Annotated in this window: 25 protein-coding genes and 1 tRNA gene; 8 read left to right on the plus strand and 18 right to left on the minus strand. The window is 63.6% G+C overall.

Features of this window, described 5'->3' with window-relative positions:
- Nucleotides 1-3: 3 nt before the first annotated feature.
- From nusB to ACLIKD_RS00125, 4 genes are all read right to left on the minus strand, one after another.
- The gene (nusB, locus tag ACLIKD_RS00110) at nt 4-489 is read right to left on the minus strand and encodes a transcription antitermination factor NusB (protein WP_226418305.1); all 486 of its coding nucleotides are present in this window, start codon (nt 487-489) and stop codon (nt 4-6) included.
- Nucleotides 486-959 carry a 6,7-dimethyl-8-ribityllumazine synthase gene (gene ribH, locus ACLIKD_RS00115; RefSeq protein ID WP_428826664.1) on the minus strand — a complete coding sequence of 158 codons (474 nt, stop codon included), beginning with the start codon at nt 957-959 and terminating at the stop codon, nt 486-488. The genes nusB and ribH overlap by 4 nt, the downstream gene beginning before the upstream one ends.
- 3 nt (nt 960-962) lie before the next feature.
- Complete coding sequence (gene ribBA, locus ACLIKD_RS00120; RefSeq protein ID WP_226418307.1) at nt 963-2,072, minus strand: bifunctional 3,4-dihydroxy-2-butanone-4-phosphate synthase/GTP cyclohydrolase II; 1,110 nt, start codon at nt 2,070-2,072, stop codon at nt 963-965.
- 95 nt (nt 2,073-2,167) lie between these two features.
- A complete protein-coding gene (locus tag ACLIKD_RS00125; RefSeq protein ID WP_428826665.1) occupies nt 2,168-2,731 on the minus strand; it encodes a YceI family protein in 564 nt (187 codons plus the stop codon).
- A gap of 126 nt (nt 2,732-2,857) precedes the next feature.
- Between ACLIKD_RS00125 and ACLIKD_RS00130 the strand changes: the two genes are divergently transcribed.
- On the plus strand, nt 2,858-4,381 hold the full coding sequence (locus ACLIKD_RS00130) for a polyamine aminopropyltransferase (RefSeq protein ID WP_428826666.1): 1,524 nt from the start codon (nt 2,858-2,860) through the stop codon (nt 4,379-4,381).
- On the opposite strand, the gene ACLIKD_RS00135 is transcribed toward ACLIKD_RS00130, so the two are convergent.
- From ACLIKD_RS00135 to ACLIKD_RS00175, 9 genes are all read right to left on the minus strand, one after another.
- Nucleotides 4,371-6,125, minus strand: coding sequence for a putative bifunctional diguanylate cyclase/phosphodiesterase (locus tag ACLIKD_RS00135; RefSeq protein ID WP_428826667.1), 1,755 nt, complete (start codon nt 6,123-6,125; stop codon nt 4,371-4,373). The genes ACLIKD_RS00130 and ACLIKD_RS00135 overlap by 11 nt on opposite strands.
- A 42-nt stretch (nt 6,126-6,167) precedes the next feature.
- Entirely contained in the window at nt 6,168-7,259 is a 1,092-nt protein-coding gene (ychF, locus tag ACLIKD_RS00140) for a redox-regulated ATPase YchF (protein ID WP_428826668.1), read from the minus strand.
- An 11-nt stretch (nt 7,260-7,270) separates the two neighbouring features.
- Complete coding sequence (pth, locus tag ACLIKD_RS00145; protein ID WP_226472209.1) at nt 7,271-7,849, minus strand: aminoacyl-tRNA hydrolase; 579 nt, start codon at nt 7,847-7,849, stop codon at nt 7,271-7,273.
- Nucleotides 7,850-7,918: 69 nt separating this feature from the next.
- Nucleotides 7,919-8,524, minus strand: a complete 606-nt coding sequence (locus ACLIKD_RS00150; protein WP_226418313.1) for a 50S ribosomal protein L25/general stress protein Ctc — start codon at nt 8,522-8,524, stop codon at nt 7,919-7,921.
- A gap of 55 nt (nt 8,525-8,579) precedes the next feature.
- Entirely contained in the window at nt 8,580-9,530 is a 951-nt protein-coding gene (locus ACLIKD_RS00155; RefSeq protein WP_226418314.1) for a ribose-phosphate pyrophosphokinase, read from the minus strand.
- Between the two features lie 89 nt (nt 9,531-9,619).
- Nucleotides 9,620-9,696: transfer RNA gene (locus tag ACLIKD_RS00160), tRNA-Gln, on the minus strand.
- Between the two features lie 74 nt (nt 9,697-9,770).
- On the minus strand, nt 9,771-10,634 hold the full coding sequence (gene ispE / locus ACLIKD_RS00165) for a 4-(cytidine 5'-diphospho)-2-C-methyl-D-erythritol kinase (protein ID WP_428826669.1): 864 nt from the start codon (nt 10,632-10,634) through the stop codon (nt 9,771-9,773).
- Nucleotides 10,616-11,188, minus strand: coding sequence for a lipoprotein insertase outer membrane protein LolB (gene lolB, locus ACLIKD_RS00170; RefSeq protein ID WP_428826670.1), 573 nt, complete (start codon nt 11,186-11,188; stop codon nt 10,616-10,618). Before lolB ends, ispE begins: the two co-directional genes overlap by 19 nt.
- Nucleotides 11,185-12,900 carry a tetratricopeptide repeat protein gene (locus ACLIKD_RS00175; RefSeq protein WP_428826671.1) on the minus strand — a complete coding sequence of 572 codons (1,716 nt, stop codon included), beginning with the start codon at nt 12,898-12,900 and terminating at the stop codon, nt 11,185-11,187. Before ACLIKD_RS00175 ends, lolB begins: the two co-directional genes overlap by 4 nt.
- Nucleotides 12,901-12,988: 88 nt before the next feature.
- Here ACLIKD_RS00175 and mutM point away from each other — a divergent pair, with 88 nt between their 5' ends.
- Entirely contained in the window at nt 12,989-13,822 is an 834-nt protein-coding gene (gene mutM, locus ACLIKD_RS00180) for a bifunctional DNA-formamidopyrimidine glycosylase/DNA-(apurinic or apyrimidinic site) lyase (protein ID WP_226418318.1), read from the plus strand.
- Between the two features lie 66 nt (nt 13,823-13,888).
- Nucleotides 13,889-15,838: a dynamin family protein gene (locus ACLIKD_RS00185; protein ID WP_428826672.1), complete on the plus strand. Its 1,950-nt coding sequence runs from the start codon at nt 13,889-13,891 to the stop codon at nt 15,836-15,838.
- Between the two features lie 76 nt (nt 15,839-15,914).
- On the opposite strand, the gene ACLIKD_RS00190 is transcribed toward ACLIKD_RS00185, so the two are convergent.
- The 5 genes from ACLIKD_RS00190 to ACLIKD_RS00210 are packed head-to-tail and all read right to left on the minus strand — an operon-like array spanning nt 15,915 to nt 19,900.
- Nucleotides 15,915-16,172 carry a YfhL family 4Fe-4S dicluster ferredoxin gene (locus tag ACLIKD_RS00190; RefSeq protein ID WP_066887419.1) on the minus strand — a complete coding sequence of 86 codons (258 nt, stop codon included), beginning with the start codon at nt 16,170-16,172 and terminating at the stop codon, nt 15,915-15,917.
- Between the two features lie 17 nt (nt 16,173-16,189).
- Nucleotides 16,190-16,684: a pantetheine-phosphate adenylyltransferase gene (gene coaD, locus ACLIKD_RS00195; RefSeq protein ID WP_226418320.1), complete on the minus strand. Its 495-nt coding sequence runs from the start codon at nt 16,682-16,684 to the stop codon at nt 16,190-16,192.
- The gene (gene rsmD, locus ACLIKD_RS00200; RefSeq protein ID WP_226472215.1) at nt 16,681-17,223 is read right to left on the minus strand and encodes a 16S rRNA (guanine(966)-N(2))-methyltransferase RsmD; all 543 of its coding nucleotides are present in this window, start codon (nt 17,221-17,223) and stop codon (nt 16,681-16,683) included. The genes coaD and rsmD overlap by 4 nt, the downstream gene beginning before the upstream one ends.
- The gene (locus ACLIKD_RS00205) at nt 17,220-18,509 is read right to left on the minus strand and encodes a M16 family metallopeptidase (protein ID WP_428826673.1); all 1,290 of its coding nucleotides are present in this window, start codon (nt 18,507-18,509) and stop codon (nt 17,220-17,222) included. The genes rsmD and ACLIKD_RS00205 overlap by 4 nt, the downstream gene beginning before the upstream one ends.
- A 38-nt stretch (nt 18,510-18,547) precedes the next feature.
- Nucleotides 18,548-19,900: a M16 family metallopeptidase gene (locus ACLIKD_RS00210; protein ID WP_428826674.1), complete on the minus strand. Its 1,353-nt coding sequence runs from the start codon at nt 19,898-19,900 to the stop codon at nt 18,548-18,550.
- Nucleotides 19,901-20,026: 126 nt separating this feature from the next.
- Here ACLIKD_RS00210 and ftsY point away from each other — a divergent pair, with 126 nt between their 5' ends.
- The 5 genes from ftsY to ACLIKD_RS00235 all read left to right on the plus strand — a co-directional run bounded on the left by ftsY (nt 20,027) and on the right by ACLIKD_RS00235 (nt 25,081).
- Nucleotides 20,027-20,989 carry a signal recognition particle-docking protein FtsY gene (gene ftsY, locus ACLIKD_RS00215; RefSeq protein ID WP_226418324.1) on the plus strand — a complete coding sequence of 321 codons (963 nt, stop codon included), beginning with the start codon at nt 20,027-20,029 and terminating at the stop codon, nt 20,987-20,989.
- Nucleotides 20,986-21,636, plus strand: coding sequence for a cell division ATP-binding protein FtsE (ftsE, locus tag ACLIKD_RS00220; RefSeq protein WP_226418325.1), 651 nt, complete (start codon nt 20,986-20,988; stop codon nt 21,634-21,636). The genes ftsY and ftsE overlap by 4 nt, the downstream gene beginning before the upstream one ends.
- Complete coding sequence (gene ftsX, locus ACLIKD_RS00225) at nt 21,633-22,532, plus strand: permease-like cell division protein FtsX (protein WP_226418326.1); 900 nt, start codon at nt 21,633-21,635, stop codon at nt 22,530-22,532. Before ftsE ends, ftsX begins: the two co-directional genes overlap by 4 nt.
- Nucleotides 22,525-24,156, plus strand: coding sequence for an NAD(P)-binding protein (locus ACLIKD_RS00230; protein WP_428826675.1), 1,632 nt, complete (start codon nt 22,525-22,527; stop codon nt 24,154-24,156). Before ftsX ends, ACLIKD_RS00230 begins: the two co-directional genes overlap by 8 nt.
- A 199-nt stretch (nt 24,157-24,355) precedes the next feature.
- A complete protein-coding gene (locus ACLIKD_RS00235; protein WP_428826676.1) occupies nt 24,356-25,081 on the plus strand; it encodes a M48 family metalloprotease in 726 nt (241 codons plus the stop codon).
- Nucleotides 25,082-25,087 lie beyond the last annotated feature (6 nt).

Genomic DNA, 25,087 nt, shown 5'->3' on the forward strand with positions numbered 1-25,087 from the left:
GTTTCAGCGGGCTTTCTTGGCGGCGACTTCGTCCGGACGAATGATGGCGGCGACCTTGTCGAGCACGCCATTGACGTACTTGTGGCCGTCGGTGCCGCCAAACGACTTGGTCAGTTCGATGGCTTCGTTGATGATCACACGGTACGGCGTTTCCGGGTGGTTGCCCAACTCGAAGGCGCCGAGCATCAGGATGCAGGCTTCGACCGGCGACAGCTCGCTGAACGGGCGGTCGATGTGAATGCTGATCTGTTCGGTCAGTTTGTCTTTCTGGCCGATGACGCCGCGCAGCGTGCCGACGAAAAATTCGCGGTCGGCCTTGGCAAAACCTTCCATTTCCGGCGCGTAGGCTTCAATCGCGGCTTCGTCGGCGCCGCCGACGCGCCACTGGTAGAGGCCCTGCAGGATGAATTCGCGCGACCGGCGGCGGGCCGACTTGTGCGGCGCCTTGGGTTCTTCCGGGTGTTCGCTGTCGCTGAGGAAAGTGGTCATTGGGCTAGCGCTTTCTGGAGATTGGCCATTTCGACCGCGGCCTGGGCGCAGTCGGCGCCCTTCGGCTGCATGCGGACTTCGGCCTGTTCGTCGGATTCGCAAGTCAGGATGCCGTTGGCGATCGGCACGCCGGTGTCCAGCTGGACGTCCATGATGGCGCGGCAGGAATCGTTGGAGACGACTTCGAAATGGTAGGTTTCGCCGCGGATCACGGCGCCGAGCGCCACCAGGGCGTTGAAGCGGCCGGTCTGGGCCATGCTTTGCAGGACCAGCGGGATTTCCAGCGCGCCCGGCACGTTGGCGATGACGATGTCGGCATCGGCCACGCCGAGGCGTTTTAGTTCATTGACGCAGGACGACAGCAGGCCTTCGCAGACCGGCAGGTTGAAGCGGCTCATCACGACGCCGACTTTCAGGCCGGCGCCATTCAGGTTGTTGTCGTATTCAAAGATATTGTCGAAGCGGGACATGGCTCAGAGCTCCGCAGGAGAAGTGACGAAACCGGTGACTTCGAGGCCGAAGCCGGTCATGGAGGGCATCTTGCGCGGGCTGGAGAGCAGGCGCATCTTGGAAACGCCGACATCGCGCAGGATCTGGGCGCCGATGCCGTAGGTGCGCGGGTCCCACTTGGTCTGGGCGCGCGGCTTTTCACCGGTCAGGCGGGAGAGCAGGGCTTCGCCGTCTTCCGGCCGGTGCATCAGGACGATGACGCCGTGACCGTGCTTGGCCAGCGCCGCTTGCGCTTCGTCGATCGAGAAGGATTGGCTCTTGCTGGCCGGGTCGAGGAAATCGAGGACCGACAGCGGCTCATGGACGCGGACCAGGGTTTCGCCGCCGGCCGGGATCTGGCCCTTGACCAGCGCCAGATGCGTCGCGCCGCTGGCGCGGTCGGCATAGGCGTGCAGCGTGAAATCGCCGTGGGCGGTGCTGATGGTCTTGCTGGTGACGCGCTCGACCAGTTTTTCCGAAGCGGCGCGGTAGTGGATCAGGTCGGCGATGGTGCCGATCTTCAGGCCATGTTCCTTGGCGAATTCGAGCAGTTCCGGCAGGCGGGCCATCGTGCCGTCGTCGTTCATGATTTCGCAGATCACCGAGGCCGGTTCCAGACCGGCCATGCCGGCCAGGTCGCAACCGGCTTCGGTGTGGCCGGCGCGGACCAGCACGCCGCCTTCGCGGGCGGTGATCGGGAAGACGTGGCCGGGCTGGACGATGTCGTCGGCGACGGCGTTGCGGGCGACGGCGACGGCAATGGTGCGCGCCCGGTCGGCGGCCGAAATGCCGGTGGTGACGCCTTCGGCGGCTTCGATCGAGACGGTGAAGGCGGTGCCGTACTGGGCTTTGTTGTTGCGCGCCATCTGGACCAGGCCGAGCTTCTTGCAGCGCGCTTCGGTGAGGGTCAGGCAGATCAGGCCGCGGCCGAACTTGGCCATGAAATTAATGGCGTCGGCGGTGATGTGTTCGGCGGCCATGACGAGGTCGCCTTCGTTTTCGCGGTCTTCTTCATCGACCAGGATGACCATGCGGCCGGCCTTCAGTTCGGTGACGATTTCAGCGGTGCTGGCAATGGCGGGATGCGGGGGCATGGGGTTCCGGAAACGACTAAAAGGGGGGTGCTATTTTCGCAGAAACAGGCCGACGCCACATGACTTTAACGCACCGGTGCGGTTCCCGGCCGGGGTCACGGCAGATAGGCTTCGACCTGGATGCGCAGGCGGATCTGGTCGCCGATGAACGGGATGCTGTTCTGCAGGCCGAAATCGGAGCGCCGCAGGCTGCCCTGGGCATCGGCGCCGCAGCCGCGCTTGCGGCTGACCAGATTGAGGCCGCATTTGAAGCGGGTGATGTCGAGGCGCAGCGGCTTGATCGTGCCGAGCATGACCAGCATCCCTTCGACGGCGACCGGCTGGTCCTGCTCGAAGATGAAGTGCTGGCCGCGGAACAGGATGTCGGGGAAATCGCGGACGTTGAACCACGACTCGCCGCGCAGCACGTCGTCGCGCAGGGCAAAGCCGGTGTCGAGCGAGGCGGCGTCGATGCGGATGTCGATATTGCCGCTGCGCGCCTCGAGGTCGAACTGGACGGAGCCCGAGGTGCGATTGAACTGGCCGCGCTGGGTGGAAAAGCCGAGGTGATCGACCTCGAAGCTGGCATAGGTGTGGCTGGGGTCGATGGCGTAGTCGGCCGCCAGCGTCGGTAGCGCCAGGCTGGCGAGCAGGATGGGAAGAAGGGCTTTGAAGGGCATAGTCGACGCTCGAAAAAGGACAAAGCCACGCGCTGTCCACGCTCTTACTGACCGTGCCCGGCGCCCGGCGTTCCCGAATGCAGGCAAAATGGCGAACATTCCGCCCGCCGCCCATCGTTCCCCGCCATGCGTCACGCCCTGCTCTTCTCCGTCTTCGTCATCGCCTCCTGCGGTCTGGCCTATGAACTGATCGCCGGCGCGCTGTCGTCCTATCTGCTTGGCGATTCGGTGACGCAGTTTTCGACGGTGATCGGCACCTACCTGTTCGCCATGGGCGCCGGCTCGTGGCTGTCGAAATACATTACCCGCGACCTGGTTGGCCGCTTCATCCAGATCGAGCTGATGGTCGGCCTGCTCGGCGGTTTTTCGGCGATTGCGCTGTTCCTTGTGTTCACCTGGCTGGGCGGGCCGTTCAAGCTGATCCTCTATCTCGTGGTGTTTGGCGTCGGCGTGCTGGTCGGCCTGGAAATCCCGCTGGTCATGCGCATCCTGAAGCGCGAGCTGGCCTTCAAGGATCTGGTCTCGCAAGTGCTGACTTTCGATTACCTCGGGGCGCTGGCCGTTTCGATCCTGTTCCCGCTGGTCCTCGCGCCGCAGCTCGGCATGGTCCGTACCGGCTTGCTGTTCGGCCTGCTCAACGTCGCCGTGGCGCTTTGGGCGCTGCAGCTCTTTCGCGATCAACTGCCGGCCCGGCGCTGGCTGGCGGTCCAGAGCTGGGCCGTGTTCGCCACGCTGGTCGGCGGTTTTGCCGGGGCTGGCCAGCTGACGACGCTGGCCGAGGCGCACGTTTACGCCGACGAGATCGTGCACGCCGAAACGACGCCTTACCAGCGCATCGTCGTGACGCGCTGGCGCGACGATTTGCGGCTGTTCCTCAACAACAACCTGCAGTTCTCGTCACACGACGAATATCGCTATCACGAAGCGCTGGTCCATCCCGGCCTGGCCAGCCTGCCCGGGGCGCGGCGTGTGCTGGTGCTGGGCGGCGGCGACGGGCTGGCAGTGCGCGAAATCCTCAAGTACCCGAACGTCGCGTCGGTGACGCTGGTCGATCTCGATCCGGCGATGACCTCACTGTTCTCGACGGCGCCGGCGCTGGTTGCGCTGAATGGCGGGGCGCTCAAGTCGGAACGGGTGACGGTGGTTAATGCCGACGCGCTGCAGTGGCTGGAGGAGAGCCGCGAATATTTCGACTTCATCGTCGTCGACTTTCCCGACCCGGCCAATTTCGCCCTCGGCAAGCTCTATACCTCGGCCTTCTACCGGCTGCTGGAAAAGCGGTTATCGGCCCGCGGCCTGATCGTCGTCCAATCGACCTCGCCGCTCTATGCCCGGCAATCCTTCTGGTGCGTGGTGGCGACGCTCGAGGACGTCGGCTTGCAGACGGCGCCGTATCACGCGCTGGTGCCGTCCTTCGGGGAATGGGGCTTCATCATTGCCGGCCGCCAGCCGTTCTCGCTTGCCGCCCCGGACGACTTTCGACGCGCTCTGCCGAGCGGCGGCAAGGCGCGCTTCCTGACGGCGGAAACGCTGCCCGACCTGTTCCGCTTTCCGGCCGACATGGGGCGCATACCGGCCGAGGTCAACCGCTTGAACAATCAGGTGCTGGTGCGCTACTTCGAAGCCGAGTGGCGCAAGGTCATTCGCTGATGGCGGGCTGCGCCTGGATGTAGGCGACGATCTCGGCGAAAGGCAGGGCCTTGCTGTACAGGAAGCCTTGCAGGCAGTCGCAGCCGAGGCGGATCAGAAAATCCCGCTGGGCCTCGGTTTCGACGCCTTCGGCGACCAGTTCCATATCCAGGTTGTGGCCCAGTGCGATGATCGCGGCGCAGATGGCGGCATCGCTGGCGTCGGTCTCGATGTCGCTGACGAAGGAGCGGTCGAGTTTCAGGCGCTTGATCGGCAGGTGCTTCAAGTAGGCCAGTGAGGAGTAGCCGGTACCGAAATCGTCGATGGCGAGCTTGATGCCCATCGCGTCGAGCTGGTCGAGGATGGACAGCGTCACTTCCGGATTCTGCATCGCCGTGCTTTCGGTGACTTCCAGCTCGATGTCGGCGGGGTTCAGGTCGTAACAGGTCAGGGCGCCGCGCACCAGCAACAGCAGATTCTCGTGGCGCAATTGCTGGGCCGAGATGTTGATCGCCACCCGCACGCCTTCGATGCCGAGCGTTTTCATCTGGCGGATCTGGCGACAGGTTTCCCAGATCACCCAGTCGCCGAGCGGCTGAATCAGGCCGGTGTCTTCGGCAATGGCGATGAAGCGCATCGGCGAAACCGTGCCGAAGATCGGATTGGTCCACCGCAGCAGTCCTTCAAGGCCGCTCACCCGGCCGCTCGTCGCATCGATCTGCGGCTGGAAATGCACGGCAAACTCGCAGTTGTCCGGCGAGATGGATGAGATCGCCTGGCGCAGCGCATTTTCCATCTGCAGCCGTTCGCCGGCCGCTTCGTTCATCCGGGCGGTGTAGAACTGGTGGTTGTTGCGGCCGGCATTCTTGGCGTGATACATCGCCGCGTCGGCGTTGCGCAGCAAGGTGTTGGCATCCTGGCCGTCGCCCGGGAAAAGGCTGATGCCGATGCTCGGCGTGGCGTACAGCACATGGTCGGCGATCTGGTAATACTCGGCCAGGCTGCTCTGGACCTTGCCGGCCACGCGGGCGGCGGTCAGCGGACCGTCGATTTCCGGCAGGACCACGACGAATTCGTCGCCGCCCAGCCGGGCCACCAGGTCGCTGGCCCGGACACAGCCGCGCAGGCGCTTCGCCACTTCCTGCAGCAGTTCGTCGCCGATGTGGTGGCCCAGCGTGTCGTTGATGTTCTTGAAATTGTCGAGATCGATCAGCATCAAGGCCAGCTGCCGGGCCTCGCGCTTGCCGACGCGCAGGGCATGGGTGAGCTGGGCGTCGAGCGCCAGGCGGTTGGGCAGGTGGGTCAGCGGGTCGTGATAGGCCAGCTGGGCCAGGCGGTCGGCCGTTTCCTTGTTGGCGCTGATGTCGGTGAAGTTGGCGACATGGTTTTCGATCTTGCCGGTGGCGTCGCGGATCAGCGAAATGGACAGCCATTTCGGGTAGGTCGTGCCGTCCTTGCGCTTGTCCCAGATTTCGCCTTCCCAGTGGTCATGCAGGTTCAGGGCGTGCCACATCCGGGCGTAAAAATCGGGGCCGACGTTCCCGGAGGCGAGGAGGCGCGGGTTTTTGCCGGCCACGTCGTCAAGCGAGTAGCCGGTCAGCAGGGTGAACGCGGCATTGACCGCGACGATCCGGTTGTCGTGGTCGGTAATCAGCACGGCTTCGCGGTTCTGCTCGAAGGCACGGAGCAGCACCGCCCGGGACAGCTGCTCGCTGCCGGCCTGGGCGTCCGTCGAAACCTCGGTGTCCACCCCGGTTTCGCTCATTCAGGCGGGTCGTTCAAACACGAATGCTTGCCGGCCGCGTGCTTAGACGTTGAACAGGAAGTTCAGCACGTCGCCGTCCTTGACGACGTATTCCTTGCCTTCGGCGCGCATCTTGCCCGCTTCCTTGGCACCGGCTTCACCCTTGTAGGCGATGAAGTCGTCGAAAGCAATGGTCTGGGCGCGGATGAAGCCGCGTTCGAAGTCGGTGTGGATGACCCCGGCCGCTTGCGGCGCGGTATCGCCCTGGTGAATGGTCCAGGCGCGCACTTCCTTGACGCCGGCGGTGAAGTAGGTGGCCAGGCCGAGCAGCTTGTAACCGGCATGGATCAGGCGGTCGAGGCCGGGTTCCTCGAGGCCGAGGTCGGCCAGGAACATCTGCTTTTCCTCGTCGTCAAGATCGGCGATCTCGGCTTCGATGGCGGCGCAGACTGAAACCACTTCGGCTTTCTCGGCGGCAGCATGGGCGCGCACCGCGTCGAGCAGCGGGTTGTTCTCGAAACCGTTCTCGGCGACGTTGGCGACGTAGAGCACCGGCTTGGCGGTGATCAGGCAGAACGGCTTGAGCAACGCCAGTTCTTCCTTGGAGAAGTCGAGGGCGCGCACGGCCTTGGCCTGGTCGAGCTGGGCAAAGCATTTTTCCAGCACGGCGACCAGGATCTTGGCTTCCTTGTCGCCCGAGCTGGCCGGACGACGGTAGCGGTTGAGCGCCTTTTCGACGGTGGCCATGTCGGCCAGCGCCAGCTCGGTATCAATGACTTCGATGTCGCGGATCGGATCGACCCCGCCAGAAACGTGGATCACGTTGTCGTCGGCAAAGCAGCGCACGACATGCACGACAGCATCGGTTTCGCGGATGTTGGCGAGAAACTGGTTGCCGAGGCCTTCACCCTTGGAGGCACCGGCCACCAAGCCGGCGATGTCGACGAACTCGACGATGGCGTACTGCATGCGCTGCGGCTTGACGATCTCGGCCAGCTGGGCCATCCGCTTGTCCGGCACTTCGACGATGCCGACGTTCGGCTCGATGGTGCAGAACGGGTAATTTTCCGCCGCGATGCCCGATTTGGTCAGGGCGTTGAAGAGGGTGGATTTGCCGACGTTGGGCAGGCCGACGATGCCGCATTTGAGAGACATGGATTTTTTCCTTAGACGGCTTTGCCGTGCAACTGTTGTTGAGCGCCGGCGAAGTCTCCGGCGGCGATTTTTGGCCAGGCCAGCAGGCTGCGGGCGAGGGCGTGTTCGATATCCGGCAGTTCGTCCTGGCGCGGCTGATGCAGCACGAAATCGACCACCTGCTGCGCCAGACCGAGCGTGCGCGGATGGCCGATGCCGAGGCGCAGGCGCCAGAAATCGGGGGTGCCGAGTTTGGCCTGAATGTCCTTCAGGCCGTTGTGACCGCCGTTGCCGCCGCCCTGCTTGAGGCGGATGCCGCCGGGTGGCAGGTCGAGTTCGTCATGGATGACGAGAATCTCGGCGGCCGGAATCTTGTAGAAATTGGCCAGTGCCGCGACGGCCTGGCCGGAGCGGTTCATGAAGGTGGTCGGCTGCAATAGCCAGAGCTCGTCAGCGCGGGCTGCCTTGCCGAAGAACTTGGCTTGCGGGACGAGCGAAACCTTCAGCTTGTCGGCCAACTGGTCGACAAACCAGAACCCGGCGTTGTGTCGGGTCGCTGCGTATTCCGGACCCGGGTTGCCGAGGCCGACGATCAGGCGAGGAGGGTTCATGGTAATAAGTGCGAAAAGGCCGCCGGCGGCAAAATGCCAGCGGCGGCCAGTGCAGCGGAGGGGCCGAAATTACTCGGCGGCAGCTTCGCCTTCAGCGGCTTCGGCGGAACCACCCTTGCCGACGATACCGACGACGACGGAGTCATCGGTGGTGTGCTGGACGAGCTTGACGCCCTTCGGCAGCTTCAGCTGGGACAGGTGAATGGTGTCGCCGATCTTCAGTGCGCTGAGGTCGACTTCGATGAACTCGGGCAGATCCTTGGCCAGGCAGCTGATGTCGATTTCGGTCATGACGTGGTTGACCAGGCCGCCGGTGAGCTTGATGCCCGGGGCGACTTCTTCGTTCACGAAGTGCAGCGGCACCTTGATGTGCAGTTCGTGGGTAGCGTCAACACGCAGGAAGTCAACGTGCAGAACCAGCGGGCGGTAGGCGTGCATCTGGTAGTCACGCAGCAGAACCGGTTCCTTCTTGCCGTCAACGACGAGGTTCACGATGCTGGAGTGGAAGGCTTCCTTCTTCAGCTTCAACAGCAGGTCGTTGTGCGGTACTTCGATGGCTTGCGGGGCAGCTTCGCCACCGTAAACGATACCCGGCACCATGGCAGCACGGCGCAGGCGGCGGCTCGCACCCGTTCCCTGCAGCGTACGCGCTTGCGCGATCAGTTCAAAAGTCATTGTGATACTCCAGTAAGTTTCCCGAACCGCGACCAGATCGGGAAGGTTAAAAAACTTAATCGATAAACAGTGACGAAACGGAGTCGTCGTTGCTGATCCGGCGAATGGTTTCGGCCATGATTTCAGCAACCGAAAGCTGGCGGATGCGCGGTGAGGCGGCAGCATCGTCACGCAGCGGGATGGTGTCGGTGACGACCAGGGCATCGAGGTCGGAGCTGTTGACCCGCTCGATGGCCGGGCCGGACAGGACCGGATGCGTACAGTAGGCAACGACCTGCTTGGCGCCGCGCGCCTTCAGTGCGGAAGCTGCCTTGCACAGCGTGCCGGCGGTATCGACCATGTCGTCCATGATGATGCAGGTGCGGCCGTCGACTTCGCCGATAATGTTCATTACTTCGGAAACGTTGGCCTTCGGCCGGCGCTTGTCGATGATCGCCAGATCGCATTCGAGGCGCTTGGCCAGCGACCGGGCGCGGACGACGCCGCCATGGTCGGGCGAAACGACCAGCGGGTTTTCGTAATTCTGCTTGCGGATGTCGTCGAGCAGGATCGGCAGGGCGTAGATGTTGTCGACCGGAATGTCGAAGAAGCCCTGGATTTGTTCGGCGTGCAGGTCCATGGTCAGGACGCGGTCGACGCCGGAGGCGACGAGCATGTTGGCTACCAGTTTGGCGGCGATCGGCACGCGCGACGAGCGCGAACGGCGATCCTGGCGGGCATAGCCGAAGTACGGGATGGCGGCGGTGATGCGGCCGGCCGAGGCGCGCTTCAACGCATCGACCATGACCAGCAATTCCATCAGGTTGTCGTTGGTCGGCGCACAGGTGGATTGCAGCACGAAGATGTCACGACCGCGGACGTGTTCCTGCAGTTCGACACTGACTTCGCCATCCGAGAAACGACCAACGTTGGCGCGCCCAAGATCAACATTGAGTTCGGCTGCGACATTGACCGCCAGCTTCGGATTGGCATTGCCGGTAAAGACCATCAGGCTGTTATAGGCCATTCTCACCTTGCTCCTGCACTCCATGTTGGACGCACATTTCGCCCGCCACAATGAAAATCGGGCAGGCTTGTGACCTGCCCGAAGGAAACTGGCTGGGGAAGAAGGATTCGAACCTTCGAATGCCGGAATCAAAATCCGGTGCCTTGACCAACTTGGCGACTCCCCAGCGGGTCGTTCAGACGGGTTCGCGTTAGAACGAGGCGCGGATATTACACAAGCAGTTTGCCGCCGTCTACTCTTTTATGAAAAATTGGCTAATGGGTGAGCCGCCAGGCCGTCGGCCACCCAGCCGCTCATCCCGCGCGGCAGCAGCGCGAGAACCCGCTCCGCCTGGTCGCGGCGGGCAAAACCGGCAAAGACGCAGGCGCCGGAGCCGGTCATCATCGCATCCGGGGCATGTTGCTTGAGCCAGGCCAGGTGTTCGGCGACCTGCGGAAAGCGGGCGCAGGCGACCGGTTCGAGATCGTTATGGCCATCGCCTTGTCGCCAGTTGCTCGCGGCGATGCCTGGTGTATCGCGGCGTAGGTCGGGGGCGCCAAAAATCGCCGCGGTCGGGACGTTGACTGCCGGATGGAGCACCAGATAGCTGGCTGGCGGCAGCTCAACGTCGGTAAACGCTTCGCCGATGCCTTCGGCGAAAGTGTTCCGGCCGTGGATGAAGACCGGTACGTCGGCGCCCAGGCTCAACCCGAGCTTTTTCAGCGTTGGCCGAGCGAGGCCGGTTTGCCATAAATGATTCAGGGCAAGCAGCACGGTGGCCGCGTCGGAACTGCCGCCGCCCAGACCGCCGCCCATCGGCAATTGTTTGTCGAGATGGAGGGTGGCGCCTTGGCGACATCCGGTGGCCTGCTGTAGCAGACGGGCGGCGCGCACGGTCAGGTCGCTGTCCGGCGGTACGCCGGGGATCGGTGTGGCGAGAACGATGTCGCCATCGCTGCGCGGCGTAAAACGCAATTGGTCGGCGCGATCGATGAAGCGAAATACGGTCTGCAGCAGGTGATAGCCGTCGGCGCGGCGCCCGACGACATGCAAGAAGAGATTCAGTTTGGCCGGGGCGGGCCAGCTGCTGTCCCAGGTCCAGTGGGTCACGGGTTTTCTTTCCATTCTTCGATGCGCAGTCGCAATTCGATCTCGCCGTCGCGGGACAGCGTCAGGCGGGCGGGCAGGGCGGTCGGCGCCTCGTCGTCGTAGGCGTAGTCGATTTGCCAGCCGGCTTCGCGCAGGCGGGCCGGGCGGTTGTAGCTGTCCTTGCTGATCTCGGCCGTGCCGTCGGAGCGACCGAGCAGCCAGGCCGGCAGGCGGGTGATCGGCAGGCGCTGGCCGGTGACTTCTTCCATCAGGCCGTCGGCATCCGGCGATTCGTGGATTTCGCCATTGGCCGTGCGCAGGCGGGACAGCGTCGGTGTCGTGTCGATTTCGGCCACGCCGTAACCGAGCGGGTTGGCGACGAGCACGCGGTCGCCGCCATTCCGGTGTTCCCAGGACAGGCGGCCGCCGGAGCTTTGGGCGGCTTGGTCGGGCAGTGTGATGCGCAGCGCGAAGCGCGCTTCCAGTGCGAATTCGCGAATCTGCTCGCGACCCGGCAAGGCGGCGGGCGGCACGCTGGCGCAGCCGGCGAGCAGGCTGCCGGCGAGCAGGACAACGAAACGCAGACTCAAGGGATGAGCTTCTTGACGGCGCCGGCCAGAACTTCATTGTTCGGGTGTTGCCGGATGGCGTCCTTGAGGAGTCGCCGGGCATCGTCCTTGCGCTCCAGCGTCCACAGTACTTCGCCGAGGTGGGCGGCGATTTCCGGGTCGGACTTGATGGCGTAGGCCTTTTCCAGCGTCTTCAAGGCTTCGGCGAGATTGCCCTGGCGGAACTGCACCCAGCCCAGGCTATCCATGATGAAGGGGTCGTCCGGCATCTGCGCCAGGGCTCGGGTAATCAGTTTCAGTGCTTCAGGCAGGCGGATGTTGCGCTCCGCCCATGAGTAGCCGAGGGCGTTCAGGGCGTGGGCATGATCCGGCTGCAGCGCCAGCAAATGCTTGAGGTGGGTTTCGAGGATTTCCGGCTTGCCCAGGCGTTCGCCGGTCAGCGCGGCTTCATAGAGCAATTCGGGATTGTCCGGCTGGCTGGTCAGCCCGGATTCGAGGACGATGTAAGCATCGTTCAGCCGTCCCGCCTCGCGCAGCAATTGCGCTTCGGCGAGAACCAGTTGGGCGCGTTCGGCGTTGGTGCCGCCGCGCGTGTTGTGCAACAGCTCGCGGGCTTCCTCGGGTTTGCCTTGCTGCAAAAGGATCAGGGCGGCGCGCGAGCGGGCGTTGATGTATTGGTCGCCGGCGGTGACCTGGCGGAAATGCTCGAGCGCGGTTTCCGGTTTTTTCTGTTCCTGCTCGAGCTGGCCGAGGAAGAAATGGATGGTGCTCTTGTCCGGAAAATCGGTTTTCAGCAGTTTTTCCAGCTGGGCGCGGCCGGTCTCGGCATCGCCTTGTTGCAGGGCGAGCATGGCGACCGGGTAGATCACGTCGGGGTTGTCCGGGTAGTCCTTGATCAGGCGGTCGAAGTGCTTGCGCGACTCGTCATAGCGCTTTTCGTTGATCAGCAGGCGGGCCAGCGCCAGGCGGGCATCGCGGGCCGTCGGGTAGCGCTCGACGAAGTCGTTCAGGCTGCCGATGGCGGTCTGGTTTGACTGGCGGGCTTGCAGCTGGGCCCGGGCCAGGGCGGCGGTTTCCCAGTCGGGACGCAATTGCAGGGCTTTCTCCGACTCGCCCAGGGCGCGCAGGTTGTCGCCGGCATTGGCGGCCGCCTGGGCCATCGCGAAGTGGGCTTCCGGCAGGCCGTCGTAAGGGGCGGCGACGCGGTCGACCAGTGTTTGCACGGCTTTCTTGTCGGCGTGCCGGGCGAGCATGCGGTTGAGGTGGAGCAGGTTGTTGGCGAGGTTGGCCTTGTCCTGTTCGAGCAGGCTGGTCAGTTGCGGCGCCAGTTCGTCGAGGCGGTTGGCCATGACGAGCAGCGAGGATTGCGTTTGCTTGGCTTTGCTCGAGTCGGGTTCGACTTCGAGCCAGAGCCGCGATAATTCGAGGGCGCGGTCATACTGGCGGGCAAAGCCGGCGACCTCGGTGGCGCGGGCGAGAACCTTCGGGTCGCGGGTGCGCACGGCCAGATCGGCCCACGCCTCGACCCCGATATTGATATCGCCGCGTTGCAGTGCGAACTCGCCGAGCAGCGACTGGAAAACCGTGCGGGCCAGGATGTTCTCCGAGGAACGCCGCGCGTTGTCCCGCTGACTGCTTGATTTCGTCACGGCGTCGCCGGCCGCCAGGCTGAATCCGCCATGGGTCAGACCCAGGGCAATGGTGAGGGCGGCAGCAATGAACTTCGGATGCATGGTCGGCTTTCGGTCGTGGTTGCGTATTGGAACGCATAAAATCGCATAAGTTTGCGATGGTATTTGGGTTTGGGTGGAGGAACAAGCAATGCCGGAATTGCCGGAGGTGGAAGTTTGTCGGCGCGGCCTGGTGCCGGAGCTGGAAGGTCGGATTATCGAGGGGGTTGTGATCAGGGCGCCGAAGTTGCGCCATGTTATTCCGCGCGAACTGCTGGCGTTGTTGCCGGGCTGCCGCATCCTGGCCATCCGGCGGCGCGGCAAGTACCTGCTGATCGATTGCCGGAAGGCCGATGTCGAAGGCTGTCTGATCATCCATCTCGGAATGTCGGGCAATTTGCGCTTTGTGCCGGGCGATCGGCTGCCGGCCAAGCATGACCATTTCGACCTGGTCCTGCCCGGCCAGATCCTGCGCTTTTCCGATCCGCGCCGCTTCGGTGTCGTGCTGTGGCAACCCGGTCCGCCGGAAACGGCTGAGCAACATCCCTTGCTGGCGACCCAGGGCATCGAGCCACTGTCCGACGCGTTCACCGCCGACTGGCTCTACACGGCGGGGGCGCGGCGTAGCGGGCCGATCAAGCCGCTGTTGATGGATAGCCATCTGGTGGTCGGGATCGGCAATATCTACGCTTCGGAAAGCCTGTTCCGGGCCGGGATTTCGCCGGTGCGAGCAGCCAACCGGATCAGCCGGGCGCGTTATGCGCAGCTCACCTCGGCGATTCGCCAAACCCTGTCGGACGCCATTGCCGCGGGCGGCAGCAGCATTCGCGATTACGTCCACAGCGATGGCGAATCCGGTTGGTTCCAGATCCAGGCCGGCGTCTATGACCGGAGCGGGCAAGCCTGTCTGCGTTGTGGCGGGGTGATCCGGCAAATCCGTCAGGCCGGCCGGAGCACCTACTACTGCCCCTCGTGCCAACATTAAAATGGGGGTCCAAGCCCCTGTTTTTATGCTAAATTGGAAGTTCCGTACGTATTCATGGTGCATGCTATGTCGCTCGCCAACCAATTTGCTGCCTACACTGCCTGGCGCTCCCGTCTGTCGACCAACATCGGCGAGTTTCAGGACTGGTTGTCCCAGAACGAGTTGTCCGACGCCCAGACCGATCTGCGGCTCGCCCAGTTGCTTGAGCGCTTGCGCGAGGACCGCCTGAATGTGGCTTTCGTCGCCGAGTTCTCTCGCGGCAAGTCGGAACTGATCAACGCGATCTTCTTTGCCGAGTACGGCAGCCGGATGTTGCCTTCCTCGGCCGGCCGCACCACGATGTGTCCGACCGAATTGCTCTTCGACGGCAGCAAGCTGCCCTGCATCGAGTTGCTGCCGATCCAGACGCGCGCCTCGAATTCCAGCGTTTCCGAGTACAAGCGCTTTCCCGACGAATGGACCGTCGTCGGCCTCGATATCGAATCGCCCGACGCGATGCAGGATTCGCTCCGCCATGTCAGCGAAACCAGTCGCGTCACGCCGGAAGAAGCGGCTCGCCTTGGCTTCGAAGTCGGGCAGGGCGAAATCGAGCTTTACCGGGTGGGTGATGACGGTCTGGTTGAAGTGCCGCGCTGGCGCCATGCCGTCATCAATTTTCCGCACCCGCTGCTCAAGCAGGGGCTGGTCATTCTCGATACGCCGGGCCTCAATGCGATTGGCGCCGAACCCGAATTGACGCTGTCGCTGTTGCCCAACGCCCATGCCGTGCTGTTCATCCTGGCGGCCGATACCGGCGTAACCCAGTCCGATCTGGCGATCTGGAAGGAACATATCTGCGGCGGCGGCACCGCCCGGCGCGGCCGCATGGTGGTCATGAACAAGATCGATGGCCAGTGGGACGAACTGAAGACGGACGAGGAAATCGACGCCGAAATCCAGCGTCAGGTCGACACCAGCGCCAGCATCCTCGATTTGCCGGCCAGCCAGATATTCCCGGTCTCCGCCCAGAAGGGCCTGGTGGCCAAGATCAACGGTGACGACGCGCTGCTCGAAAAAAGCCGCCTGCCGCTGCTCGAGTTGGCCCTCTCCGAGGAACTGATCCCGGCCAAGCGCGACATCGTCTGCGACAACACCGACAGCGAATTCGGCGAAGTCAGTCGTCGCGTGCGCGGCCTGCTCGAATCGCGCCTCGTCGGCCTGCGCGAACAACTGACCGAACTGACCGAACTGCGCGGCAAGAACAAGGGCGTCGTCGAATACATGATGGGCAAGGTGCGGGCCGAGAAAGATGAATTCGAATCCGGCCTGCAACGCTATTACGCCGTGCGCAGCGTCTTTTCGACCCTGACCAACCGGCTATTCGCCCACCTCGGCCTCGATGTGCTGCGTCAACTGACACAAGACACGCGTGAAGCGATGCTCGAGGCGGCCTTCTCGAAGACCCTGTCGGACTCGATGGGGAATTTCTTTGGCCGCTCACGCGAGGCGCTGGTCAAGTCGAACGACGAGATCAACGAAATCCTGGCGATGATGGCCGCGGTCTACAAGCGTTTTGCCGTCGAGCACGGGCTCAAGCTCGGTGCGCCAACATCCTTCTCGCTGCTCCGTTACGAGAAGGAGATCGATCGCCTGGAGGCCTGGTGCGACGGGCATCTGAATACCATGGTCAGCCTGCTGACGCACGACAAGCGGAACATCACGCAGAAGTTCTTCGAGGAAGTGGCGGTGCAGGTGCGGCGCGCCTTCGAGCACGCCAACAAGGATGCCGAAACCTGGCTGGGGGCGATCATGGCGCCGATGGAAACGCAGGTTCGCGAGCACCAGATTCAGCTCAAGCGTCGCCTCGAAAGCATCAAGCGCATCCACCAGGCGACCGATACGCTGGAAGACCGGATTGTCGAACTGGAGAGCGTCGAAAAGAACCTGTTGCTGCAGATTCAGTCACTGGAAGATATCGCCGGGCGCATTCGTGAAATGCTGCTGCCGCTCGATATTCAGGAGCTGCAGGCGGCCTGAACGGGAATTGCCGCGGTGCGGCAGGCAACAAAAAGCCCGCGAAAAATTCGCGGGCTTTTTGTTGGCTCGGAAAAGCTCAGGGGCGCTTGTTGCCGGTCAGCTTTTCGTACTTGACCCACAGCATGTCCTCGCTTTCGACATGGTTTGCATCCTTCGGAATGCAGTCGACCGGACAGACCTGCACGCACTGCGGTTCGTCGTAATGGCCGACGCACTCGGTGCATTTGTTGGGGTCGATTTGATAAATCTCTTCTCCCTGGGAGATTGCCTCGTTCGGGCACTCCGGTTCACACACGTCGCAGTTGATGCATTCGTCGGTAATAATTAGAGACATAGCTGTTCCTCTCTCGGTTAAGCAGTGGTAGTCGCCCGCAGGCGCTTTTGGACACAAGGTTGCACAAACTTGCTGACATCGCCGCCCAGTCGCGCGATTTCGCGGACCATCGTGGCGGAGATGAACATGTACTGTTCGCCCGGGGTTAGAAACACTGTTTCGACCTCGGGATAGACGCTGCGGTTCATTCCCGCCATCTGAAATTCGTATTCGAAGTCGGAGACGGCACGCAGGCCGCGCACGACGACCTTGGCGCCCTGCTCGTGTACGAAGTCCATGAGCAGTGTGTTGAAGCCGACAATTTCGACGTTTTTGACATCGCCAAGGATTTCCTGTGCCATGCTGACCCGCTCGGCCAAAGGAAAGCGCGGCTGCTTCGAGGGGCTTTCGGCGATGGCCAGGATCAGCTTGTCGAACAGGCCGGCGGCCCGGCGCACGAGATCTTCGTGACCCCGGGTGATCGGGTCGAAAGTGCCCGGGTAGATCGCCACGCGATGATTGAGTTTATTCAAGCTGTCTGCCGCCGCAACAAGTGAAAGTGGACTTCCCCCGCCTTGCCATGGCGCACCGCGCGCCAATCGCCAAGCGATTCTATTTCATGCTCTGCCTCGACGTAGACCGCGGCATCTTCTTTCAGAACGCCGGGAAGGAGTGGCTCCAGGCGGGGAATCCAGCCTTTTTTGTAGGGCGGATCGAGGAAGATCAGGTCGAATTTGGTCTTGGACGAGGCCAAATATTGTAGCGCATCCCGGCGGATGATCTCCACTTCGCGCGGGTTTTGCAGAATTTCGGCATTTTCGCGCAGCGCCGCCAGCACTTTGGGCGATTGTTCGACCATCACGACCTGGGCTGCGCCGCGCGATGCCGCCTCGAAGCCGAGCGCGCCGCTGCCGGCGAACAGGTCGAGGCAGTGCCAGCCGTCGAGCTCCTGGCCGAGCCAGTTGAACAGCGTTTCGCGGACGCGATCCGGCGTCGGGCGCAGGCCTTCGCTGTCCGGAAACTTCAGCATGCGGCGCCGCCAGGCGCCGCCGATGATGCGCACCGAGTTCAATCGGCGGCTACCGTCACGGTGATCAGATTGTCCGGGCGAACGTGGCGGGCAAACGCCTGCTTGATTTCGTCGGCCGTCACCGCCTGGACTTTCGCCTGGTAGCTGTCGAGATAGTCGAGCGGCAGACCGTAGAAACCGATGTTCGCCGCGTTTTCGAGCAGCTTCTTGTTGCTGTCCAGGCGCAGCGGGAAGCTGCCGGTCAGGTTGGCCTTGGCGGCGAGCAGTTCCTCCTCGCTCGGGCCGTCCTTCAGGAAGCCGTCGAGGACGTCGCGGGCCACCTTGATTGCCTCGCCGGCCTGGCTGCGCTTGGTCTGCAGTCCGATCTGGAAGGGGCCGGCCTGGCGGAGCGGGGCGAAATAGCTGTAGACGCTGTAGGCATAGCCGCGTTTGTCGCGCACTTCCTTCATCAGCCGGGAGACGAAGCCGCCGCCACCGAGCGTGTAGTTGCCGACGAGCAGCGGAAAGAAATCGGCATTGCCGCGCTCGATGGCCGGCAGGCCGATATAGACGTGGGCCTGGCTGGCCGGATGCGCCAGTTTGATGAGGCTGCCTTTCGCTGGCTGCGGAGCCGCCGGCAGGGCCGCCGCTTCGCCCTTGGGCAGGCTGGCGGTCAGCGCTTCGGCAATGCGTTCGGCTTCGCGGCGCGAAATGTCGCCAACCAGCGTGATGCTGGCGTTGGCCGCCGTGTAGTAACGGGCATGGAAGGCGGCGAGGTCGTCGCGGCTCAGCCCGGCGACCGATTCCGGCGTCGCCTGTTGGCCATAGGGATGGGTCGGGTAGAGGGCGCCCCAGAACGCTTTGCCGGCGATGCTGTCGGGCCGGGTCATCGCTTCCTTCAGGCTGGCGATGGTGCGCGCTTTTTCGCGTTCGAAAATGGCGGCATCGAAGCGTGGCTGGTGCAGCACGCTGCGCAGGATGGCGAGCGCCGGTTCGCGTTGCTCGGCGGCCGACAGCGTGCGCAGGGCGACGCTGGCTCGGTCGGTGTCGGCGCCGCCGCCGAGGTTGGCACCGATGTCGGCCAGTTGTTCGGCAATGGCGGATTCGTCGCGGCTGCCGGCGCCGAGGTCGAGGGTGCCCCGGGTCATCGCGGCGAGGCCGGATTTGCCGGCCGGATCGAAGACCGAACCGGCGGCGAAATCGACCTGGACGTCGAGCATCGGCAGGACGCGGCTTTCAACGAAATAGACGCGGGCGCCGGAAGGCGCTACCCAGTGTTCGATCTTGACGCCAGCCAGCGCGGCTTGCGTGATCAGCAGGGCGGTTACTGCGGTCAACAGTTTTTTCATGGTGTTTTTCTGGTGCCGGCTTTGGGTTTGATGGTGCATCAGTGGCGGGTGGCGGTGGCCGGGCGGCGCACTTTGCCATCGAGGGGCTGCGGGTCGAGGATGCCGATGGTCAGCGTATCGTCGGTGAAGTATTTCCTGGCGACCGCCTGTACTTCGGCGGCGCTGACTTTTTGCAGCTTTTCCAGCATGCGGTCGATTTTTTGATAGGGCAGACCGACCGATTCGATCTGGCCGATTTCCATCGCCTGGCCGAACATCGAATCCATCTTATATACCTGACCGGCGACCAGTTGCGCCTTGGCGCGCTTGAGTTCCTGTTCGCTGACGCCGTCCTTCTGGACGCGGGCGATTTCGGCGCGCAGCGCGGCTTCGAGGTCGCCGACCGTGCGCCCTTCCGAGGGGCTGCCGGAGAAGTAGAACATGCCGGGGCCGCGTGCCGTATTGTCGTAGCCGACCCCGATCGACAGTGCCACCTTGTCCTCGCGCACCAGTTTCTTGTTGAAGCGGGCGGCGTCGTGGCCGTCGAGAATCGAGGTCAGCATTTCCAGGGCGTAGGGTTCGCTGTCCTGGTCGACATCGCGCAATATCGGCGCTTTGTAGGCCATGATCAGCACCGGCAGTTCGGCCGGCGCCTTGACGGTGACCTGGCGAGGGCCTTCCTGCGCTGGTTCGATCTGTTGTCGGCGCGGCGCCAGGGGGCGGCCTTCGAGGCCGCCGTAATACTTCTCGGCCAGGGCAAATACGGCCTTGTGCTCGACATCGCCGGTTACCACCACATAGGCGTTGTTTGGCACGTACCAGGTGTCGTACCAGGCCTTGGCGTCGGCTGCGGTCATCGTCTCAAGATCGTTCATCCAGCCGATGATCGGCCGACGATAGGGGTGGGCCTGGAAGGCGACGGCATTCATCTGTTCGAACAGCTTGGCTTGCGGATTGTCGTCGGTGCGCATGCGGCGCTCTTCCATGACGACCTTGATCTCCTGCGCGAATTCCTTGGCATCGACATTCAGATGGCGCATCCGGTCGGCTTCGAGCTGCATCACATCGTCCAGCTTTTCTTTCGGCACCTGCTGGAAGTAGGCGGTGTAGTCGCGGCTGGTGAAGGCATTGTCGCGACCGCCGGCGGCGGCGACGCGCTTGTTGAACTCGCCGGGGCCGACGCTCGGCGTGCCCTTGAACATCATGTGCTCGAGGACGTGGGCAACGCCCGAGCCGCCGTCGATTTCATCCATGCTGCCGATACGGTACCAGACCATCTGGACGGCGGTCGGGGCGCGGTGATCTTCCTTGACGATGACGCGCAAGCCGTTCTGCAGCGTCGTTTCATACGGATTGGCATGGGCCGCGGTAAGCAGCCAGGGGGCCAGCAAAAAGGGGAGGAGTTGTTGCATTCGCATGGGTTGCAGGGCTTTCCGAGTGGTCTTTCTGCTAAAATCAGGAGCAAATTTGCATCGATTCGGGTGGCATCTTAACGGCTTGCCGTCCGCCTGTCAGCTTGGCTTGAGACCACTTTCCCCATGTTCAGTTTCCTGAAAAAATCCGCGCCTGAAACCAAGGTCGAAGCCCCGGCCGCCCCGTCCTGGCGCGAACGCCTCTTCAAGGGGCTGGCCAAGACCCGCGCCCAGTGGGGCGGCAAGCTCAAATCCATCTTCTCGCGCGGCAAGGTCGACGACGAACTGCTCGAAGAGCTGGAAACGCTGTTGCTGACCAGCGATTGCGGTATCGAGGCGACCACCCATCTGCTCGACGAGCTGAAGAAAGCCGCCAAGCGCGACAAGCTCGATACGCCGGAAGGCATCCAGCAGGCGCTGGCCAACGCCCTGCTCGAAACCCTGCAGCCGCTTGAACAGGCGCTCGACGTCAGCGGCCACAAGCCCTACGTGATCATGATTGCCGGGGTCAACGGCGCCGGCAAGACGACCTCGATCGGCAAGCTGGCGAAGTATTTCCAGGACCAGGGCAAGAGCGTGCTGCTCGCCGCCGGCGACACCTTCCGCGCCGCCGCCCGCGAACAGCTGGAAACCTGGGGCGAACGCAACAACATCACGGTCATTGCCCAGGACAACGGCGATCCGGCGGCGGTGGTCTTCGACGCCATTTCCGCCGCCAAGGCGCGCGGTATCGACATCGTGCTGGCCGACACCGCCGGCCGTCTGCCGACCCAGTTGCACCTGATGGAAGAGATCGCCAAAGTCCGGCGGGTGATCCAGAAGATCGATCCGAGCGGCCCGCACGAAACGCTGCTCGTGCTTGATGCCAATATCGGCCAGAACGCGTTGCAGCAGGTCCGGGCCTTCGACAAGGCGATCCACGTCACCGGCCTGGTTCTGACCAAGCTCGACGGCACCGCCAAGGGCGGCGTCGTCACGGCGATCGCCCGGCAGTGTCCGAAACCGATCCGCTTCATCGGCGTCGGCGAGCAGATCGACGATCTGCGCCCGTTCTCCGCCAAAGATTTCGTCGACGCGCTATTCGAATGATCGTCGCCAGCAACCTGACGAAACGCTATCCGGGCGGCTACGAAGCCGTCAAGGAAGTCAGTTTCGAGATCTCGGCCGGTCAGATGGTGTTCATCACCGGCCATTCCGGCGCCGGCAAGACCACGCTGGTCAAGCTGATCGCCTCGATCGAGCGGCCAACCAGCGGCAGTCTGGTGGTCAACGGCCAGAACCTGGCGGCACTCCGGCGTAGTGCCATTCCTTATCTGCGGCGCAATTTCGGCATGGTCTTTCAGGACCAAAAACTGCTGTTCGATCGCAGCGTGCTCGACAACGTGCTGCTGCCGCTGCAGATCGTCGGCTTGCCCCGCCGCGAGGCGATTCGCCGCGCCCAGGCGGCGCTCGACAAGGTCGGCCTGCTGGCCCGCGAAAAGGCCCGGCCAATTGCGCTGTCCGGTGGCGAGCAGCAACGCCTGGCCATCGCCCGCGCCGTGGTCAATCGGCCGACGGTGTTGCTGGCCGATGAGCCGACCGGCAATCTCGACAACGAATCGGCGAGCAGCATTCTCGAAATTTTTTCGTCCTTTCACCAGGTCGGTGTCACCGTCGTCGTCGCCACCCACGACCAGAACTGGATCGAGCGCTATCACCCCAACGTGCTCTGTCTCGACCACGGGAGGTTGTTGTGAACGCCTGGCTTTCCCAGCACCGCGCGGCGCTTGCTTCGGCTTTCCGCCGGTTGTGGTCGACGCCGCTCAATACCCTGCTGTCGCTGCTCGTCATCGGCATCGCGCTGACCTTGCCCGGCTTCGGCTACGTTCTGCTCGACAACCTCCGCGATCTCGGCCGCAATGCTTCCGGTGTCCAGCAGATCAGCCTGTTCATGAGTCTTGAGGCGAGCAAGAAGGAGGTCGGCGAAATCGAGAGTCGGCTGCGCGCCGCGGCCGATGGCAAATGGCAATTTATTCCCAAGGAGCAGGCGCTGAAGCGGATGCAGAAGAGCGAAGGGATGGCCGAAATCGTCGCCAGCCTGCCGCGCAACCCGCTGCCTGACGCCTTCATCGTCGAGCCGAGCAATAGCGAACCGGAAGCGCTGGAGATCCTGCGCAAGGAGATCGCCAGTTGGCCCAAGGTTGAGCATGTCCAACTCGATTCGGCCTGGGTCAAGCGTTTCGACGCCTTCCTCAAGCTCGGTCGGCTGGCCTTGTCGATGCTGGCCGGCATTTTTGCTGCCGGGTTGATCGCCGTGACGTTCAATACCATACGCTTGCAGGTCATGGCGCAGGCTGCCGAAATCGAGGTGGCGCGAATGATCGGGGCGACCGATGTGTTCATCCGCCGGCCTTTCTATTATTTCGGCGCGCTGCAGGGGGCGCTGGGCGGGTTGTTGGCGGCCGCGCTGGTGCTCGGGGCGCTGCGTTTGCTGGCCGGCCCGGTTAGCGAACTGGCGGCGCTTTACGGCGGCAGTTTTAGCCTGCGTACGCCGGGCGTCGGCGAAATCGCGGCGCTGGCTGGGGCCGGGGCTTTCCTCGGCTGGCTCGGCGCCCAACTGTCGGTCAGCCTGTCGCTCCGGAAGTTTGATTAGTCCCGTCAAGCCAAAGGCTGGAACCAGCCGCCGGGATTTTCTTCGTACCGTCGGCGCCGCAGCCCTTGCCGGTTGCGCGCCGGTCGGCAAGCCGCCGCTGCCGCCCGGTCAGCTGCTCGGCATGGCGCATGCCCTCGGCCATCGCCTGCGTGACGGCCATTTCCCCGCCCCATCGGAAGTCCGGAAAACCGGCGTACTGATCGTCGGCGGCGGCATTTCCGGACTATCGGCGGCGTGGCAATTGAGCAAGGCGGCGGTCGACGACTTTCTCGTGCTGGAAATGGGGGGCGAGGCCGGCGGCAATTCGCGGGCCGGGCAATCGCCGCTCGTCGCCTATCCGTGGGGTGCCCACTATCTGCCCTTGCCGGGCCAGGAGGCGACCAGCGTCCGCGAGCTACTGGCTGAGCTGGGCGTGCTGCAGGGCGATCCGGCTGCGCCAAAGCCGACCTACGACGAGCGCTTCCTGTGTGCGACGCCGCAGGAGCGGGTCTATCGCCACGGCTTGTGGGACGATGGCTTGCTGCCGCAACGCGGTGTCGATGCCGCCGAGCGCGAGCAGCAGCGGCGCTTCCAGGCGCGCATGGAGGAACTCAAGGCGGCCAGGGGGCGCGATGGTCGGCGCGTCTTCGCCATTCCAATGGCCTTGTCGAGCCGCGATCCGGAGTGGCGGGCGCTCGATCGGCTGTCGTTCAGCCAGTGGCTGGCCGACCACGGCTTCACCGCGCCGACCCTGCGCTGGCTGGCCAATTACGCCTGCCGCGACGATTACGGCACCGCTTGTGAGCAGACCTCAGCCTGGGCCGGCCTGCATTATTTTGCCTGTCGCAATGGCCAAGCAGCCAACGCGACCAGTGATGCCGTGCTGACCGCCCCGGACGGCAACGCGTGGCTGATGCGCGGCCTGGCGCGCCATGCCGCCGGGCGCCTGCTGACCGGGGCGCTGGTCTGGCGCATCGTGGCGGGCAAGTCGACGCTGGCGGTGGATGTGCTGGTCGGCGACAAGACCGTGCGCTTCGAGGCCCGGCAGTTGATCTGGGCGGCCCCCGCCTTCGTGCTGCCCCGCGTCTGGCCGGCGATCCCGGCCGAGCTGCGGGCGGCGGCCCTGGCCGGCGATTACGCGCCGTGGCTGACGGCCAACCTGCATCTCGCCGACTTCCCGGAAGAGCGGCACGGCGCCGCACCGGCCTGGGACAACGTGCTCTACGATAGTCCCGGTCTCGGCTACGTGGTGGCAACCCATCAGTTGATCCGGCGGCATCTGCGCGGCACGGTTTTTACCTACTACCGCGCCCTGCACGAAGTGACACCGGCCGAGGGCCGCCGCTTGTTGCTCGAAACGCCGCGCGAGGCCTGGGCCGAAGGCATCCTGGCCGAACTCGAAGGCATTCATCCCGACATTCGTCGGCTGACCACCCGTCTCGATGTTTTTCGCAACGGCCACGCCATGCGCCGGCCGGTGCCCGGCAGCCTGTGGGGCGGCGCCCGCGCCGTGCTGGCCGCTTTCGACAGCCCGCGCCTGACGCTGGCGCATGCCGATCTGTCCGGCTTTTCGCTGTTCGAAGAAGCCCAATATCGCGGCGTCGTCGCGGCTCAGCGGGTTATCCGGAAAATGCGTTTAGGCTGATCCGATTAATGACATTGGCTTGACGGTTGGCGGGTGGGGGTGCATAGTCACGGGCTTCCCGGGGCAGTTTGTTGCTTCGTGATTATTTTTCAATTTTTCAGAGGTTGTGATGCTTAGCGGATATGTGATTGGCAACAGCAAGGCCGTGCCGGGGGCTTTTAAGATTGGCGTTCTCGCGGCTTTTACCAGTTTGTTTCTGGTGGCTTGCAGCAACACGGGCAGCGCCGGAATCAATGGCAATAATGCCGGAGGAGTGGTTTCCGCCGGCGCCTCGGCCCTCAAGGCTGCGACGCTGAGCGATGCCGACGTCAAGGATCTTTCCGACAAATCCTGCGCGACGCTCGACGGTCAGTCCAGCATTGCTGCGGCGAAAAGCCCGGAGGCCAGGCGACTGGCCAAGATCGTCAAGGGCATGCCGGCAACCGTCAATGGCGTACCGCTCGATTACAAGGTTTATCTGACCAAGGACGTCAATGCCTGGGCGATGGGCAACGGCTGCGTCCGTGTCTATGGCGGCCTGATGAAGCTGATGAACGACAACGAGGTGCGGGCCGTGATCGGCCACGAAATCGGTCATGTGGCGCTCGGCCACACCAAGTCCACCATGCAGACCGCCTATGCCGCTTCGGCGGCGCGTCAGGTGGCTGCCTCAGCCGGCAACTCGGCAGTCGCGGCGCTAAGCAATTCGCAATTGGGCGAGCTGGCTGAGAAGCTGGTCAATGCCCAGTTTTCCCAAGTCCAGGAGAGCGCGGCCGACGACTACGCGTTTGACTTGCTGACTGCCGCGAAACTCAATCGCAACGGCCTTGTCAGCTCTTTCGAGAAACTGGCCAAGCTCGGCGACGAGAACAGCATGTTCAGTTCGCATCCGCCGTCCAGCGAGCGGGCCAAGCACATGCGCGAACGCCTCGCGGCGAAGAAGTAATCGCGC

Source organism: Azonexus sp. IMCC34842, assembly GCF_050368855.1.
Classification (GTDB): Bacteria; Pseudomonadota; Gammaproteobacteria; order Burkholderiales; family Rhodocyclaceae; genus Azonexus; species Azonexus denitrificans_A.

Excerpts from the sequence above, each read along its gene's own strand:
- nusB (WP_226418305.1), bottom strand. The coding sequence starts at position 489 with ATGACCACTTTCCTCAGCGACAGCGAACACCCGGAAGAACCCAAGGCG.
- ribH (WP_428826664.1), bottom strand. The coding sequence starts at position 959 with ATGTCCCGCTTCGACAATATCTTTGAATACGACAACAACCTGAATGGC.
- ribBA (WP_226418307.1), bottom strand. The coding sequence starts at position 2,072 with ATGCCCCCGCATCCCGCCATTGCCAGCACCGCTGAAATCGTCACCGAA.
- ACLIKD_RS00125 (WP_428826665.1), bottom strand. The coding sequence starts at position 2,731 with ATGCCCTTCAAAGCCCTTCTTCCCATCCTGCTCGCCAGCCTGGCGCTA.
- ACLIKD_RS00130 (WP_428826666.1), top strand. The coding sequence starts at position 2,858 with ATGCGTCACGCCCTGCTCTTCTCCGTCTTCGTCATCGCCTCCTGCGGT.
- ACLIKD_RS00135 (WP_428826667.1), bottom strand. The coding sequence starts at position 6,125 with ATGAGCGAAACCGGGGTGGACACCGAGGTTTCGACGGACGCCCAGGCC.
- ychF (WP_428826668.1), bottom strand. The coding sequence starts at position 7,259 with ATGTCTCTCAAATGCGGCATCGTCGGCCTGCCCAACGTCGGCAAATCC.
- pth (WP_226472209.1), bottom strand. The coding sequence starts at position 7,849 with ATGAACCCTCCTCGCCTGATCGTCGGCCTCGGCAACCCGGGTCCGGAA.
- ACLIKD_RS00150 (WP_226418313.1), bottom strand. The coding sequence starts at position 8,524 with ATGACTTTTGAACTGATCGCGCAAGCGCGTACGCTGCAGGGAACGGGT.
- ACLIKD_RS00155 (WP_226418314.1), bottom strand. The coding sequence starts at position 9,530 with ATGGCCTATAACAGCCTGATGGTCTTTACCGGCAATGCCAATCCGAAG.
- ispE (WP_428826669.1), bottom strand. The coding sequence starts at position 10,634 with ATGGAAAGAAAACCCGTGACCCACTGGACCTGGGACAGCAGCTGGCCC.
- ACLIKD_RS00175 (WP_428826671.1), bottom strand. The coding sequence starts at position 12,900 with ATGCATCCGAAGTTCATTGCTGCCGCCCTCACCATTGCCCTGGGTCTG.
- mutM (WP_226418318.1), top strand. The coding sequence starts at position 12,989 with ATGCCGGAATTGCCGGAGGTGGAAGTTTGTCGGCGCGGCCTGGTGCCG.
- ACLIKD_RS00185 (WP_428826672.1), top strand. The coding sequence starts at position 13,889 with ATGTCGCTCGCCAACCAATTTGCTGCCTACACTGCCTGGCGCTCCCGT.
- ACLIKD_RS00190 (WP_066887419.1), bottom strand. The coding sequence starts at position 16,172 with ATGTCTCTAATTATTACCGACGAATGCATCAACTGCGACGTGTGTGAA.
- ACLIKD_RS00205 (WP_428826673.1), bottom strand. The coding sequence starts at position 18,509 with ATGAAAAAACTGTTGACCGCAGTAACCGCCCTGCTGATCACGCAAGCC.
- ACLIKD_RS00210 (WP_428826674.1), bottom strand. The coding sequence starts at position 19,900 with ATGCAACAACTCCTCCCCTTTTTGCTGGCCCCCTGGCTGCTTACCGCG.
- ftsY (WP_226418324.1), top strand. The coding sequence starts at position 20,027 with ATGTTCAGTTTCCTGAAAAAATCCGCGCCTGAAACCAAGGTCGAAGCC.
- ftsE (WP_226418325.1), top strand. The coding sequence starts at position 20,986 with ATGATCGTCGCCAGCAACCTGACGAAACGCTATCCGGGCGGCTACGAA.